This window comes from Bartonella sp. AU55XJBT, from assembly GCF_028618525.1.
The window spans coordinates 1-13455 of record NZ_JAQITC010000011.1 but is presented as its reverse complement, the minus strand read 5'-3'; the positions used below and the strand labels follow the sequence as shown (position 1 = coordinate 13455).

The 13455-nt window shown below is 40.8% G+C and carries 20 protein-coding genes; 19 read left to right on the top strand and 1 reads right to left on the bottom strand.

Features of this window, described 5'->3' with window-relative positions; genetic code table 11:
• Positions 1–271: 271 nt before the first annotated feature.
• Complete coding sequence (locus PVV70_RS06690) at positions 272–1003, bottom strand: nuclease (protein WP_273758498.1); 732 nt, start codon at positions 1001–1003, stop codon at positions 272–274.
• A gap of 146 nt (positions 1004–1149) precedes the next feature.
• On the opposite strand from PVV70_RS06690, the gene PVV70_RS06685 reads away from it, so the two are divergent.
• The 19 genes from PVV70_RS06685 to PVV70_RS06595 form a co-directional block, all read left to right on the top strand.
• Entirely contained in the window at positions 1150–1497 is a 348-nt protein-coding gene (locus PVV70_RS06685) for a TrbC/VirB2 family protein (RefSeq protein ID WP_273758497.1), read from the top strand.
• A 20-nt stretch (positions 1498–1517) separates the two neighbouring features.
• Positions 1518–1844, top strand: coding sequence for a type IV secretion system protein VirB3 (locus tag PVV70_RS06680; protein WP_254492441.1), 327 nt, complete (start codon positions 1518–1520; stop codon positions 1842–1844).
• Positions 1841–4201: a VirB4 family type IV secretion/conjugal transfer ATPase gene (locus PVV70_RS06675; protein WP_273758496.1), complete on the top strand. Its 2361-nt coding sequence runs from the start codon at positions 1841–1843 to the stop codon at positions 4199–4201. The genes PVV70_RS06680 and PVV70_RS06675 overlap by 4 nt, the downstream gene beginning before the upstream one ends.
• The gene (locus tag PVV70_RS06670; RefSeq protein WP_273758495.1) at positions 4198–4968 is read left to right on the top strand and encodes a type IV secretion system protein; all 771 of its coding nucleotides are present in this window, start codon (positions 4198–4200) and stop codon (positions 4966–4968) included. Before PVV70_RS06675 ends, PVV70_RS06670 begins: the two co-directional genes overlap by 4 nt.
• A gap of 26 nt (positions 4969–4994) precedes the next feature.
• On the top strand, positions 4995–5261 hold the full coding sequence (locus tag PVV70_RS06665; RefSeq protein ID WP_273758494.1) for an EexN family lipoprotein: 267 nt from the start codon (positions 4995–4997) through the stop codon (positions 5259–5261).
• A gap of 2 nt (positions 5262–5263) precedes the next feature.
• Positions 5264–5569, top strand: coding sequence for an EexN family lipoprotein (locus tag PVV70_RS06660; protein WP_273758493.1), 306 nt, complete (start codon positions 5264–5266; stop codon positions 5567–5569).
• Positions 5570–5571: 2 nt separating this feature from the next.
• The gene (locus PVV70_RS06655; protein WP_273758492.1) at positions 5572–5964 is read left to right on the top strand and encodes an EexN family lipoprotein; all 393 of its coding nucleotides are present in this window, start codon (positions 5572–5574) and stop codon (positions 5962–5964) included.
• 26 nt (positions 5965–5990) lie between these two features.
• Positions 5991–6197 (top strand): hypothetical protein, encoded by a 207-nt coding sequence (locus PVV70_RS06650; protein WP_273758491.1) that lies wholly within the window; start codon positions 5991–5993, stop codon positions 6195–6197.
• 49 nt (positions 6198–6246) lie between these two features.
• Positions 6247–6663 carry an EexN family lipoprotein gene (locus PVV70_RS06645; protein ID WP_273758490.1) on the top strand — a complete coding sequence of 139 codons (417 nt, stop codon included), beginning with the start codon at positions 6247–6249 and terminating at the stop codon, positions 6661–6663.
• A 36-nt stretch (positions 6664–6699) separates the two neighbouring features.
• Positions 6700–6912 (top strand): hypothetical protein, encoded by a 213-nt coding sequence (locus PVV70_RS06640; protein WP_273758489.1) that lies wholly within the window; start codon positions 6700–6702, stop codon positions 6910–6912.
• Between the two features lie 54 nt (positions 6913–6966).
• On the top strand, positions 6967–7347 hold the full coding sequence (locus PVV70_RS06635; protein WP_273758488.1) for an EexN family lipoprotein: 381 nt from the start codon (positions 6967–6969) through the stop codon (positions 7345–7347).
• Between the two features lie 46 nt (positions 7348–7393).
• On the top strand, positions 7394–8332 hold the full coding sequence (locus PVV70_RS06630) for a type IV secretion system protein (protein ID WP_273758487.1): 939 nt from the start codon (positions 7394–7396) through the stop codon (positions 8330–8332).
• A gap of 7 nt (positions 8333–8339) precedes the next feature.
• Complete coding sequence (locus tag PVV70_RS06625) at positions 8340–8627, top strand: type IV secretion protein VblB7 (protein ID WP_273758486.1); 288 nt, start codon at positions 8340–8342, stop codon at positions 8625–8627.
• On the top strand, positions 8624–9295 hold the full coding sequence (locus PVV70_RS06620) for a virB8 family protein (protein ID WP_273758485.1): 672 nt from the start codon (positions 8624–8626) through the stop codon (positions 9293–9295). Before PVV70_RS06625 ends, PVV70_RS06620 begins: the two co-directional genes overlap by 4 nt.
• Positions 9296–9297: 2 nt before the next feature.
• Positions 9298–10149: a P-type conjugative transfer protein VirB9 gene (gene virB9 / locus PVV70_RS06615; RefSeq protein ID WP_273717681.1), complete on the top strand. Its 852-nt coding sequence runs from the start codon at positions 9298–9300 to the stop codon at positions 10147–10149.
• A 44-nt stretch (positions 10150–10193) separates the two neighbouring features.
• Positions 10194–11366 (top strand): type IV secretion system protein VirB10, encoded by a 1173-nt coding sequence (virB10, locus tag PVV70_RS06610; RefSeq protein WP_273758484.1) that lies wholly within the window; start codon positions 10194–10196, stop codon positions 11364–11366.
• Between the two features lie 17 nt (positions 11367–11383).
• Positions 11384–12436 carry a P-type DNA transfer ATPase VirB11 gene (gene virB11, locus PVV70_RS06605; RefSeq protein ID WP_273758483.1) on the top strand — a complete coding sequence of 351 codons (1053 nt, stop codon included), beginning with the start codon at positions 11384–11386 and terminating at the stop codon, positions 12434–12436.
• Positions 12437–12563: 127 nt separating this feature from the next.
• Positions 12564–12944 (top strand): EexN family lipoprotein, encoded by a 381-nt coding sequence (locus tag PVV70_RS06600; RefSeq protein ID WP_273758579.1) that lies wholly within the window; start codon positions 12564–12566, stop codon positions 12942–12944.
• Between the two features lie 282 nt (positions 12945–13226).
• On the top strand, positions 13227–13455 hold a 229-nt coding region (locus PVV70_RS06595), incomplete at its 3' end, for an EexN family lipoprotein (protein WP_273758482.1).

The window sequence follows — 13455 nt, the reverse complement described above, 5'->3', positions numbered from 1 at the left end:
CGCTTAAACCTCTTTCCCATTTCTCCTCATATATACAGCGAAGCGAAATGACATTATAGGGGAAGGAAATGCGCTCTCATATAGCACTACTTGCAGATACCAACCTATACGCGTAAGCGAGCTTTAAACACATTAATTTTCCAAACACATTAATTTTCCGTAGCGAGAGTTATCCACTCAGATCTATGTCGCTTGTGATCAACTTTAAAGCTGTTAAGGCTTGTTGTGGCATATTGTCTTTATTTTAAAGAGCACTGAAGAGAATTCTTTATCAATTATGGTCAATGGGATTATAGCTCCCGTGATCTCTTCTCCACTCTTCTGGTTGTTGAAATTGGCTCGACCACAAGCCATTTTTTTCTTTTTGAGCGGTCAATTGTAAGTTTTTATAGTCTGCTGGTGAGGGAAAATGCTGCTGATCTTTTGTCAAAACCATCAACCCTTCTGCAAGCCCTAAGCGTGCCAGATCCACTCCATCCACAAAACATTGAGCATAATGAATTTGTTGAATGACACGGGTTTGCCGACAAGTAACATTTTTATCGATTGTTTTTGAGACCAGCCACGCCGTGACAAAAGCCCCACAGGGCCATTTAACACCATGTCGTGAGGCGAATTGCCGCATTTCACAGGTTTCCACACCATAGAGGCGGATATTGCGCACAATTCTTTTTCTCCATCCATCATCTGTTGGTGTGATCATTTTAAAGGTCACACCGCTTGTGACCTCTATAGCACCGGAATAAACAGGGACATTTTCTTCATAAAATTGTGATGACAAAGATTCTAAAGATAAAGGCATTTCTTGTGTATGATCATGATCCCGTACTTTTAAATCTGGTTCTTGAAACTGTTTTTCCACGGTCTTTTTTATTTTTTGCACAACAGGGTTTTGCATAACATCTTCAGAGTTTTGACGAAAATAAAAAACAGCCGCAAGAATAATATATATAAAAACCAGATATTTAAATGATGATCGAAAAGTTTTTTTTAAAAATATCATTTTGTATATTATAAAGAATTTTGTTTAATTTATCTAAAAAAATAAAATACTATAAATGAAACAGTAGCATTTTTAATTTATTTCCGTTATACATTACATTTAATTAATATTAAGCAATTTTTAATTTAATATGCGGGGAAATTTTCATGAAAAACATGAATAATTCGTTCAATCGTGAACACACCTTACAAAAATCAATTTTATCCAACACACAAAAGAAATGGCTAACCACAGCCTTGATGCTTTTTATTGCTTTTCTTGCACTCAGTGAGCCAGCATTTGCAGAAGGCTTCGGAAAAATTGAAACTGCTCTTGATAAAATAATTGAAGTTTTAACAGGAAAAATTGCCACATCGATAGCGACGATTGCGGTTGCTGGTGTTGGACTTGCATGGATTGCTGGTTATGTTGAAATGCGTAAAGCATTTTTTGTTTGTGTTGGCATTGGCATTGTTATGGGTGCATCGCAAATCGTATCCATGCTTTCCCATTAATCTTTAGCCTTTCAAAAATCATGAAAGAGCACGAGAAGCTAACGGAGGATACGTTATTTCTTGCTTGCACGCGCCCTGCAATGATTGCAGGCGTGACGGTGGAAGCTATGGGATTAAATGGGATAGGATCGATGATATTGTTTATTATGGCAGGCAATATTTTTCTTTTAACCATTGGTGTTGCCATCCATTTCATATTCAAGGAAATCCTAAAGCATGACCATAACAAATTTCGTATTCTTCTGACATGGCAAAAGACAACTATTTTTGCCAGAAATTCTAGTCTATGGGGTGGAGGAAGTATTTCTCCATTACGATTAATTCGTAATTATGAGGAATTGAAATGAAAACAGCAGAGCGCAAGCGTGAAAAGCAGCCAGAGGCGATTATTCCTTATGTACGTCATGTAAACAAGCATGTCATTGCACTGGATTCACGCGCGCTCATGATGGTTGTTAAACTTGAGGGCATTAACTTTGAGACAGCAGATATTATTGATCTGAACGTGCTTCACGAACAGCTCAATAATCTGTTTAAGAATATCGCTGATGAACGGATTGCGCTTTATAGCCATATCATCAGAAAGCGAGAAACGGTTTATCCGGATGGCACTTTTCGATCGGCATTTGCCAAGCAATTAGATGATAAATACCGTGAACGGATGGTTTCACAGGATCTTTATCGCAATGAGCTTTATCTTTCAATTTTGTGGAATCCACACGTTGATAAGACGGATAAATTAGTAGAATTTTTCAAACGGTTAGGCAAAGCCAAGCAAGAAAAAACGGAAGTTGATGAAGAATCGATTCGCAAGCTTGAAGATATTACGACAGATGTCATTCAAAATTTAGAGCGTTATGGCGCAAGAAGATTAAGTCTTTATGAACATGAAGGCATTATTTATTCGCAGCAAAGTGAGTTTATTCACCAACTGGTAGGTGGTCGTCGTGAACGCATACCGCTGACATGGGGGACGATAGCGTCGACTGTTTATTCAGACCGTCTGATTTTTGGGAAAGAAGTCATAGAAATACGCACCGAGGCGGGCCAGCGTTTTGCTGGCATGTTTGGTTGGAAAGAGTATCCAGCCAAAACCAGAGTAGGCATGGCGGATGGTCTTTTAACGCTTCCCTTTGAGTTTATTTTTACGCAATCTTTTATTTTCAAGAGCAAAAATGCTGCCAAGCAGATTATGGGTCGCAAACAAAACCAGATGGTCAATGCCGGAGATCGTGCGGGCTCACAAATCATGGAGCTAGATGATGCGCTTGATGATCTTGAATCGAATCGTTTTGTTTTAGGGGAGCATCATTTATCGTTAGCGGTTTTTGCTGATGAGCCCCAAGAGTTAGCGGATAATCTTGCCAAAGCGCGTTCTCGTCTCACCGATGGTGGTGCTGTTATTGCGCGGGAGGATTTAGGGTTAGCGGCGGCTTGGTGGGCACAATTGCCTGGCAATTATGCCTATCGCACCCGCTCTGGCGCGATAACCAGCCGCAATTATGCAGCGCTTTCACCTTTTCATTCTTTTCCGGTTGGCAAAATAGATGGCAACGTGTGGGGACCAGCGGTAGCCTTGATGAAGACATCTGCTGGTTCACCGTTTTATTTTAACTTTCACTTTGGTGATTTAGGCAATACCTTTGTCTGTGGTCCGTCAGGTTCTGGTAAAACGGTTATTGTTAATTTTTTACTAGCGCAACTTCAAAAGCATGATCCGAATATGGTCTTTTTTGATAAGGATCGTGGAGCAGAGCTTTTTGTCAGAGCGGGTGGCGGCACATATATGCCTTTGAAAAATGGCAAGCCGACGGGGATAGCACCCTTAAAAGGTTTAGATTATAGCAATCCAGCAGACAGGGTTTTTTTACGCCAATGGATTACCAAGCTTGTTTCTGCTGAGGGTCAAAAAATCAGTGAATCGGAAAGGCAAGATATTGCTTCTGCGGTTGACCAACTTGCTCTATTACCTAAGGAACAACGGACCATATCGGCCTTACAAATGTTTTTTGACACCACGCACAGGGAGGGGATATCGGGGCGTTTAGAGCGATGGTGTAAAGGCAATGCCTTGGGATGGGTTTTTGACAATCCGGATGATGACATAGGGATTGATGCAAAATTTATTGGTTATGATATGACGGATTTTTTAGACAATGACGAAATTCGTCCACCATTAATGATGTATTTATTTCATAGGATTCTGTCTCTGATTGACGGGCGTCGTATTATCATTGTCATTGATGAGTTTTGGAAAGCGCTAGAGGATGATTCCTTTAAAGCCTTTGCGCAAGACAGGTTAAAGACCATTCGGAAGCAAAATGGTTTGATGTTATTTGCCACGCAATCACCCAAAGATGCGATTAATTCGACGATAGCTCACACCATTATAGAGCAATGTCCCACTCAGATTTATTTTCCCAATCAAAAGGGCAACCACGCGGATTATGTAGAGGGTTTTAAATTATCCGACAGGGAGTTTAACCTAATACAAGCAGAATTAAGCCGGGAGTCACGGCGTTTTCTCATCAAGCAGGGGCAAAGTTCTGTTGTAGCAGAACTGAATTTACGCGGTTTTGATGATGAAATAGCCATTTTAAGCGGCACCACGAAAAACATTGAACTTCTCGAAACGATTATGGAAGAAGTGGGTGCCTCTCCAGAAAAATGGCTTCCCATTTTCCAAGAAAGGTCAAAACAATGAAAAAACTTTTATGGGCAACAGCCTTCTGTGCAATTTCTTTAGGCTTAAAAACGAATGCCTTCGCCATCGTGGTATTTGATCCCACAGCCGCGACGAACATGGCGGAACAAATTCGGCAAGGCACACAACAAATTAACAAATTGCAAGAACAAATTCGGAACGGCACACAACAGCTTGACCAATTAAAGAGCCAACTCGATCAAATGAAACAACTCTATAGCTCTTTAAATGCCAAGCCTGACATTTCGGGATTGAAGGAAATGTTTAACAAGCAAGGGAGCAATGGCGCTCTACCTTCTGACTTTAACCACTTTCAACAATCGATGGGCAGCGGCGGCGGCGGCGGCGGCGGAAGCAGCAGCAAAAACGCACAAAAATGGCAAGAAGAGCTTAAATATAAAGAGCCCTCAGGGGGTGCAGGATCAAAAGAAGCGGTGGATGCTTTTTACGCAGAGGAAGTCAAAAAAGCCGAACAGCACATAGTAGGACAAGCCGCAAAAGGCCAAGACGTCTACGAAGAAGCCAGTGAAACACAAAAAGAAGTTAACAAGCTTCTTGATGAACTTGGAAACACTGATGAGGCTGGAAAAATTCAAGGCATTCAAGCCAAATTATCGGCAATACAAGCAAAACTGCAAACACAAGTTCTTCAAATGCAAGCCGCCGCGATGATCCAACAAGCAGAAGAAAACGCTGCAAAAGCCCGTGAAAATGAAGAGTTTAAAGCACGATATAAAGATTTTGCAAAAAAACTCCGTGGTCAATAAAAGGTAAAAAAGAGAGGGGCTAAAACATGAACAAGATCATCATCACAACATTGCTACTTTGCACAGGGCTCATCACCGCTGGCTGTGAAAAAACCTATAGCGTCGCAGAATTAAAAAAAGACAAAAAACTGATGGAAGAAGTACTCGTGAAATGTTTAACATCAGGGGATCTTAAATCGAAAAATTGTAAAAACGCAGAGCAAGCTGAATTTGAAACCCGTAAAAAATGGGGAGGTTTTGGCTCTACAAATGATGAGCAGCAAAAATCTGAAAAACAAGGGGACAATCACTAATCATGAACAAGATCACCATAACAACATTGCTACTTTGCACTGGGCTCATAGCTGCTGGATGTGAAAAAACCTATAGCGTCGCTGAATTTAAAAAAGATGAAAAATTACGCCTAGAGTGGGATGCTAAATGTGGATTTGCAGGGACTTCAAAAAATTGTGAAAACATGCGGTTAGCATTCTTAGAACTTGAGAAGGAACGTCAGGCAAAAGCTAAAGAAATATGGAATGCTACATTTGGGATAAAAGAGCATGCTGAGGAAGAACAAAAAGCGAAAGAAAAAGCAGAACAACAACAGGACAATCACTAATCATGAATAAAGTTTTCATAACAACATTGCTCCTTTGCACAGGGCTCATCACCGCTGGCTGTGAAAAAACCTATAGCGTCGCAGAATTTAAAAAAGATAAAAAATTATTTGATGAATGGGTCGTGAGATGTGGAGGGTTAGGAACTTCAAAAAATTGTGAAAACCTAAGATTAGCAGCTTTAGAACTTCAGAAAGAATATGAAGCAAAAGCTGAAGAGAGAATTAAAAGACATAACGAAAATATGCGCAAAGCGGCGGAAGAATTTAAAGCCGAAATGGAAGCTGACCTTCAAAAAAGAAGAGCCGAACGAGAAGCGAGAGAGCGAGCTAAAGCCGAACGAGAAGCAGAAGAGCGCGCTAAAAGAGAAGCGGAGCGGAAACAAGATAATAATTAAGACACAATAAAGAGCGGAGCATCTCAATGGCTGTAGAAACAAAAGGCATATTCACTGATAGAGATGATATGCTAATAAAGACCCGTACAGAGGCAACGGATAACATCTATTGCGCTTTAGCTGCTCAACTTAAAGAGCTGTACACACTCTATACTTCATTTATGGCAACATTATGTCACAGCCCTAGATTTATCATCACTGGTTATAAAAACCAGAACACAAGCATAATTTAAAAATTGTGCTCAAACCTTGTAAAACTGAAAGGAAAAAGGGGAAATATTTATGAATAAAGTTCTCATAACAACATTGCTACTTGGCACTGGAATTATCGCTGCTGGTTGTGAAAAAACCTATAGCGTCGCTGAATTTAAAAAAGATAAAAATTTGATGGGAGAGTGGAATGCTAAATGTGGATTCGCAGGAACTTCAAAAAATTGTGAAAACCTAAGATTAGCACAACTTGAACTTGAAAAGGAATATGAAGCAAAAGCTGAAGAAAGAGCGCGTGAACGCAAAGAAGAAGATCGTAAAGCGATGGAAAGATATGAAGCCGCAATGGAAGCTCAACATCAAGCAAGGCAAGCTGAAATAAAAAAACTAAAAGCTGAAATAGAAAAAAGAAAGGCTGAAGAAAAAGCAAAAGAACAAGCCGAAAGAGAAGCAGAAGAGCGCGCTAAACAAAAACAAAATAATGATTAAATTATAAAAATACACAATGAACACTGGAGCATCTAAATGGCAGTAGAAAGCAACGGCATATTTACTGAAATAGACAATATGTTAATGGATCCCATTACAAAGGCAATGAATGACGCCATTACACATAACTATTGCGCTTTAGCTGCTCAACTTAAAGAACCTTACAGGCTATACAATAGATTTATGGCAACATTATGTCTGTGCCCTAGATTTATCATCACTGGTTATAAAAACCAGAACATAGCATAATTTACAAATTGTGCTCAAACCTTGTAAAACTGAAAGGAAAAAGGGGAAATACTGATGAATAAAGTTCTCATAACAACATTGCTACTTTGCACTGGAATTATCGCTGCTGGCTGTGAAAAAACCTATAGCGTCGCAGAATTTAAAAAAGATAAAAAATTGATGGAAGAGTGGAATGCTAAATGTGGATTCGCAGGAACTGCCAAAAATTGTGAAAACTTAAGATTAGCGCAGCTTGAACTTCAAAAGGAATATGAAGCAAAAGCTGAAGAGAGACAGCGTAAAGCCGCAGAAGACTTGGATAAAAGTTTAAAGGAACTTAGGGATAAAGAACACGCTGAGCGGGTAAAATGGAGAGCTGAATTTGAAGCAAAACAACGAGCTAAAGCTGAAAAAGAAGCGAAAGAAAAAGCTGAACAGAAACAGGGTAGTGATTGAATCACAAGCGTTCATACTTAGAAAAGTTAGATAGAACGGACATGCAATGGCATTTGAAAATTTACATATTTTTACCACTATAGATACACATTTAGTTAACTCCATTACAGAAATAATGGAGGATATCATTTCCAATCTCGCAGCGTCTTTAGTTACTCCGGTAAAGGCGTCTTGTACAATCTATATTGCATTTATGGGGTACAATATTATCTATGGGCGTTATTCTATCCCCTTATGGGAGTTTATAGCGACAACCTTCAAACTCGGCATCATTGTTGCACTCACAACACATGCTGCTCATTATAACGAGTGGGTCAAAGATATATTTTTCAACGATCTGCCAAATGCCATTGCAAATGTCACACAAGGTGCAGCACACTCGGATCAAAATGTATGGGATAATATGTTAAGACAAGCGGGTGCACACGTTTTTGACCAATCAGATAAGTACACAGCATGGACTGACACGGGTAAGTTTCTTGCCGCATGGATTGCTGGCTTTATCTGCTTACTTATTGCCTGTTTAGTTTCTATAATAGGTTTTATCGTCTCAGTATTTGCTAAACTTGGCTTATTTCTTGTCCTATCAATAGGACCAGTTTTTATAAGCCTCTACATGTTTTCAGCAACAAGACGATTTACAGAATCATGGTTAAATCAAACAATAAACTTCATCATTTTGCAGGTGTTGACAGTATTGCTTGGTAGTCTGTATGTCAATCTTGCAACGAAGATCTTTTCAGGAAGCACTGAAGATATTATGTTTTCTTTACTTAACTTCATGGGTGTTGGCTTTTGTGGTATGTATCTTTTCACTCAATTACCTGATATAGCATCAACTTTAGCCTCTGGGGGCGCTTCTCTCACAAGTGCAATAACGGGAACACAACGCGCTGGAGAAATTGCTGAACAAGGAGTTAAAGCTACAGCTAAAGCGATAAAAAAAGCTATAAAAAAATTATTAACATTATTGCGGGGGTTCTAAATTTAAAATGCGGAAATTTAAAAAAATTGGGGTCATCTTGCCATTTCTTTTTCTCAGTGGCTGTATGTCTTCACCAAACACACTGAAGTCACTCCCAAAGTGTGATGGATATTCTAAACGTCCACTCAACAGATCAATGTGGAATTGGGAAGGGAAAAAACCCACGCCCACGCCCATTATCATCAGTAACAACACCCCTTCAACCCTAAAAGAAGGTAAGCTGGAAATGCTTCTGGCACAAAAATTAACGGATGAAGAAATCAAATCTTACAAAAATTGCGGGCAAAAAGCATGAAAGAAAAAGACATAGAACAATACATTGCTGAAGCACGCTCGTTCGATCAAGATCGCATGCTCGCCTCACGCCGCACCGCCCGCGTCTCGCTTGCCATTGCCGGCATAGCCGTTGCGGTTGCAATAATGTCTTCTCTCGCGGTCATCACCCTCACGCCCCTTAAAACCGTGGAACCTTTTGTCATCCGTGTGGACAATTCAACCGGCATCACTGAAGTTGTGGAAGCCTTAAAAGAAGGTCCCACCAATGTCGACGAAGCAATCACACGCTATTTTGCTGCAAAATATGTCCGCTCCCGTGAAGGCTTCACCACAGAAGAAACACAACACAACTTCGAAACCGTCTCTCTCCTCTCCTCTTCTGAAGAACAGGAAAGATTTGCCAGCTGGTATGGAGCAAGAAATCCCCAAAGTCCTCAAATTCTTTATAAACACGCCAGTGTCACCGTCACGATAAAATCAATCTCCTTTATCAATGACGATGTTGCCCAAGTGCGTTACTACAGAACAATCCATGACAATGAAAACAACAAAGAATTCATCACCCACTGGGTTGCAACTCTCACCTTTGAATACATCAACGCCCCTATCTCTGTCCAAAATCGTCTGATAAATCCTCTAGGGTTTATTGTTAGTGAATATAGAACTGATCCGGAAGTGGTCAACTGATCATGACAAAAAAAATTCTTTTTCTTATTCTCAGCCTCCTCGCCCTTTCTCCTACACCTTGGAGCAACGCCAGTATTTTTCCCACCCGTGCGCCAAGTGATAGCCGCATTCGCTTTATCAACTATGATGCCTATAATGTCACAAAAATTATTGGCTCCATACGCTCATCGGTACAAATAGAATTTTCTGCCAATGAAGAAATTGCCCATGTCGCCATTGGCAACAGCGTTGCATGGGAAGTCGCCCCCGCTGGCAATATTCTTTTCCTCAAAGCGCGAGAAGTCCAACCCATTACCAATCTCCAAGTCGTCACCACAAAGCTTGATGGCTCAAAGCGCTCCTATCAATTTGAACTCATGGTCAAAGATGGGGAAATTTCCTCTGGACAAGAAACATATTTCCTTGTGAAATTTCGCTACCCACAAGAAGAAGCAGAACAAAGAAGACTCGCCGCCCTTATGCGACAAGAAAAACAACAAGCCCAGCGTATTGATAATGTCTTCAACGCATATGAAACCTACGGACCACGCAATTGGGCTTACACCGCTCAAGGCTCTATTACGCTCGAACCCTCCTCCGTTTACGACAATGGCAAAACCACAACATTTACATTTCCAGACAACCAAGAAATCCCTGCCATTTACATCGTCAACAATGACGGTACAGAATCGCTGGTTCCCAAAACCACAAGAGGCAACATGGTTATTGTCCATGCCATTAGCGCGCACTTCACCTTAAGAAAGGGAAAAAACGTCCTCTGCGTCTTTAACGAAGCCTATCAACCAAAAGGCACAAATCCAAATACCGGAACAACCTCACCATCTGTTGAACGTAAAGTTGCATCAGATCTTTAAACATCTTTAAATTTTAAATAAGCGGGAATTGAAGGGGACAACTTATGAGTGATAAAACCACCATAGAAGATCGAGGATCAATAGGGGATAAACGCAACAATATCTCACAAAGCCTTGGCAAAAAAATAGTTGTCGCAATTGCCTGTATAGGAATCTGCGGCTATGTGCTCTGGAACATCTTATCCACCCCCACAGAACAAAAAAACACCGCAAAAGCTCATAAAAAACAAGAACAAAGCTTTCACAACACCCTCGCGCCTTTAGAGCTCGTCCCCTCTGACCCGCGTGCCAACATAGCGCCAATAACCTTACCACCCCCACAACCACTCGCACCAGAACCCAAAAAAGATGACCCACTACTTGATGCCGCAAGACGTGCCCCTGTTCTCGCTTTTGCCAAAGGCTCTAAATCTGAATTAAAAGACATCGTCAACACTGCTCTAAACCCCCTTGACAAATTCCATGCCCTTGAAAATCTCGCGAATGCGCAAAATTCTCCTGCCCTTCAAAACACACAAAATTTTGCAACCCTTTTAAAACCCACCACAACAGAAGAAACAAAAGCAAAACTCATCGGCAATAGAAACTTTATCATCGCCATGGGAACCTCTATCCCCTGTATCTTAGAAACGGCATTAAACAGCGACCAACCAGGCTTTGCAAGCTGCATAATCAACCGTGATATCCTCTCTGACAATGGGCGCGTTGTTTTGCTTGATAAAGGAACCCAAGTCATTGGAGAATACCGCGGTGGGATAAAACAAGGTCAATCTCGCCTCTTTGTGCTCTGGACAAGAGCCAAAACCCCAACCGGTGTCATCATTCCCCTTGCCTCACCAGCAACCGACACTTTAGGCAGAGCTGGTTTTGATGGCAACATCAACACCCATTGGTGGGAACGCTTTGGCTCTTCCCTTTTACTCACCGTTATTGATGGTGTCACAACAAACCTCACCAATAGAATGCAAAAAAAATCCAATAAAGCAGGTGCAAACAACTCTGCGGGTGGTGGTTTTGAAGGCGCAAACAACATTGGAAAAGATACTGCCACCATTGCCCTTGAAAATCAAATCAACATCCCTCCTACTCTAGAAAAATTTCAAGGCGAACTCGTCAACATCTTTGTAGCAAGAGATCTCGATTTTTCATCTGTCTATAAACTCGTCGTAAAAAGCAAAAGAAACCGCTCTACTCCTAGCTATTCCTTTTTTCATTAAGCCAATAAAGTCACATTATGCCATCAGCAAAAAATGCAGAACGAGCCTCTATCGTTTTAACAAAATTAAAAATCTTAGATGACTTCCTCAATAATGAGAATTTATTTGAAATTGTCGTCAATCGCCCCGGCGAAGTAATCGTCGAAGGTCCCAATGGTTGGCAAACCCACATTCTACCAGAACTAACCTACAGCGAGCTAGAAGGCATTGCAAAAGTCGTTGCTGCCTACACAACACAAAAAATCAGTGTAGAAAACCCTGTTCTCTCCGCAACACTCCCCAATAACGAACGCATACAAATTGTTATGCCTCCAGCTGTTGCAGCCAACACCATCAGCATGACAATTCGTAAACCTTCATCGCGCACTTTTTCTCTTGAAAGTTTACATGAAAACAATCTGTTTTCTGTCGCCCAAAACACCAGTTTCACACCCACGCAACAAATGACTGAACGGCTATCCGAACTCTCTGATACAGAAAAAGAGCTAACAGATCTCTTTATCGCTAAAGATTTTTGCAACTTTTTAGAACGCGCCGTTATTACACAACAAAATATCTTAATATCGGGCAAAACCGGATCGGGAAAGACCACCCTCTCCAAAGCTTTAATTGCCAAAATCCCTGACTATGAACGAATTCTCACCATTGAAGACACCCCAGAACTTGTCGTTCCGCACGCCAACAAAGTCCAACTTTTTTATTCAAAAGATAACCAAGGCTTAGCAAAAGCAGGCGCAAAAGAACTCCTTGAATCAGGCTTACGCATGCGCCCTGATAGAATCCTTCTACAAGAGCTGCGTGATGGTACAGCCTTTTACTATATCCGGAATGTCAACTCTGGTCACCCAGGCTCTATTACCACCGTCCACGCCTCAACAGCCCTTGCCGCCTTTGAGCAAATGACCCTTTTAGTCAAAGAAAGTGACGGTGGCGGTAATTTAGCAAGAGAAGATATCCGCGGGTTATTAATTTCTATGATAGACATCATCATCCAATGCAAACGCCTTGAAGGTAAATTCCGTGTAACAGAAATTTACTACGACCCCTTCAAACGTCGAGACGCTTTTTAAAAAAGATCAAAAATTGATGGAAGAATGGGGAGCAAGATGTGGATTTACAGGAACTTCAAAAAAGAAGAGCCGAACAAGAAGCGAAAGAACGCGCAGCAGAAGAACAACAACAAGAAAGTCACTAATCATGAACAAGATCATCATAACAACATTGCTACTTTGCACAGGACTCATCGCTGCTGGCTGTGAAAAAACCTATAGCGTCGCAGAATTTAAAAAAGATGAAAAATTATTTGATGAATGGGTCACAAGATGTGGAGGGATAGGGACTTCAAAAAACTGTGAAAACCTAAGAGTAGCAGGCGCTGAACTTGAGAAAGAACGTCAGGCAAAAATTGACGAACATAATCGCAAAATAGACGAAGAGTTTAAAGCTAAACGAAAAGCCTGGATTGAAAAAATTGAAGCTGATACTAATAGATTACGAGCTGAGCGAGAAGCAAAAGAGCGCGCCGCAGAGGAACGAAGAGCAAAAGAGCGTGCTCAACAGCAACAGAATAATAATTAAGACACGATAAATAGCGGAGCATCTAAATGACAGTAGTAACCAAAGGCGTATTTACTAAGATAGACAATATGTTGATGGAACTCCTTACCGAGATAACGGACAACATCTATTGCGCTTTAGCTGCTCAAGCTAAACACTTACACGTATTCTATACTCCATTTATGGCAACATTATGTCGCTGACCTAGATTGATCATCACTGGTTATAAAAACCGATAACCTAGCATCATTTAAAAATTGTGCTCAAACCTTGTAAAACTGAAAGGAAAAAGGGGAAATATTGATGAATAAAGTTCTCATAACAACATTGCTACTTGGCACAGGACTCATCGCTGCTGGCTGTGAAAAAACCTATAGCGTCGCTGAATTTAAAAAAGATAAAAACTTACGCCTAGAGTGGGATGCTAAATGTGGATTTGCAGGGACTTCAAAGAATTGTGAAAACATGCGGTTAGCATTTTTAGAACTTGAAAAAGAATATAAAGCACAAGCTGAAGAAAGAATTCGTAAAG

What these genes read in the sequence shown, in the direction of transcription:
- PVV70_RS06630 (WP_273758487.1), top strand. Translation starts at nt 7,394, where the DNA reads ATGGCATTTGAAAATTTACATATTTTTACCACTATAGATACACATTTA.
- PVV70_RS06660 (WP_273758493.1), top strand. Translation starts at nt 5,264, where the DNA reads ATGAACAAGATCACCATAACAACATTGCTACTTTGCACTGGGCTCATA.
- PVV70_RS06640 (WP_273758489.1), top strand. Translation starts at nt 6,700, where the DNA reads ATGGCAGTAGAAAGCAACGGCATATTTACTGAAATAGACAATATGTTA.
- PVV70_RS06620 (WP_273758485.1), top strand. Translation starts at nt 8,624, where the DNA reads ATGAAAGAAAAAGACATAGAACAATACATTGCTGAAGCACGCTCGTTC.
- PVV70_RS06670 (WP_273758495.1), top strand. Translation starts at nt 4,198, where the DNA reads ATGAAAAAACTTTTATGGGCAACAGCCTTCTGTGCAATTTCTTTAGGC.
- PVV70_RS06625 (WP_273758486.1), top strand. Translation starts at nt 8,340, where the DNA reads ATGCGGAAATTTAAAAAAATTGGGGTCATCTTGCCATTTCTTTTTCTC.
- virB9 (WP_273717681.1), top strand. Translation starts at nt 9,298, where the DNA reads ATGACAAAAAAAATTCTTTTTCTTATTCTCAGCCTCCTCGCCCTTTCT.
- PVV70_RS06685 (WP_273758497.1), top strand. Translation starts at nt 1,150, where the DNA reads ATGAAAAACATGAATAATTCGTTCAATCGTGAACACACCTTACAAAAA.
- virB10 (WP_273758484.1), top strand. Translation starts at nt 10,194, where the DNA reads ATGAGTGATAAAACCACCATAGAAGATCGAGGATCAATAGGGGATAAA.
- PVV70_RS06675 (WP_273758496.1), top strand. Translation starts at nt 1,841, where the DNA reads ATGAAAACAGCAGAGCGCAAGCGTGAAAAGCAGCCAGAGGCGATTATT.
- PVV70_RS06665 (WP_273758494.1), top strand. Translation starts at nt 4,995, where the DNA reads ATGAACAAGATCATCATCACAACATTGCTACTTTGCACAGGGCTCATC.
- PVV70_RS06645 (WP_273758490.1), top strand. Translation starts at nt 6,247, where the DNA reads ATGAATAAAGTTCTCATAACAACATTGCTACTTGGCACTGGAATTATC.
- PVV70_RS06690 (WP_273758498.1), bottom strand. Translation starts at nt 1,003, where the DNA reads ATGATATTTTTAAAAAAAACTTTTCGATCATCATTTAAATATCTGGTT.
- PVV70_RS06635 (WP_273758488.1), top strand. Translation starts at nt 6,967, where the DNA reads ATGAATAAAGTTCTCATAACAACATTGCTACTTTGCACTGGAATTATC.
- virB11 (WP_273758483.1), top strand. Translation starts at nt 11,384, where the DNA reads ATGCCATCAGCAAAAAATGCAGAACGAGCCTCTATCGTTTTAACAAAA.
- PVV70_RS06680 (WP_254492441.1), top strand. Translation starts at nt 1,518, where the DNA reads ATGAAAGAGCACGAGAAGCTAACGGAGGATACGTTATTTCTTGCTTGC.
- PVV70_RS06650 (WP_273758491.1), top strand. Translation starts at nt 5,991, where the DNA reads ATGGCTGTAGAAACAAAAGGCATATTCACTGATAGAGATGATATGCTA.
- PVV70_RS06600 (WP_273758579.1), top strand. Translation starts at nt 12,564, where the DNA reads ATGAACAAGATCATCATAACAACATTGCTACTTTGCACAGGACTCATC.
- PVV70_RS06655 (WP_273758492.1), top strand. Translation starts at nt 5,572, where the DNA reads ATGAATAAAGTTTTCATAACAACATTGCTCCTTTGCACAGGGCTCATC.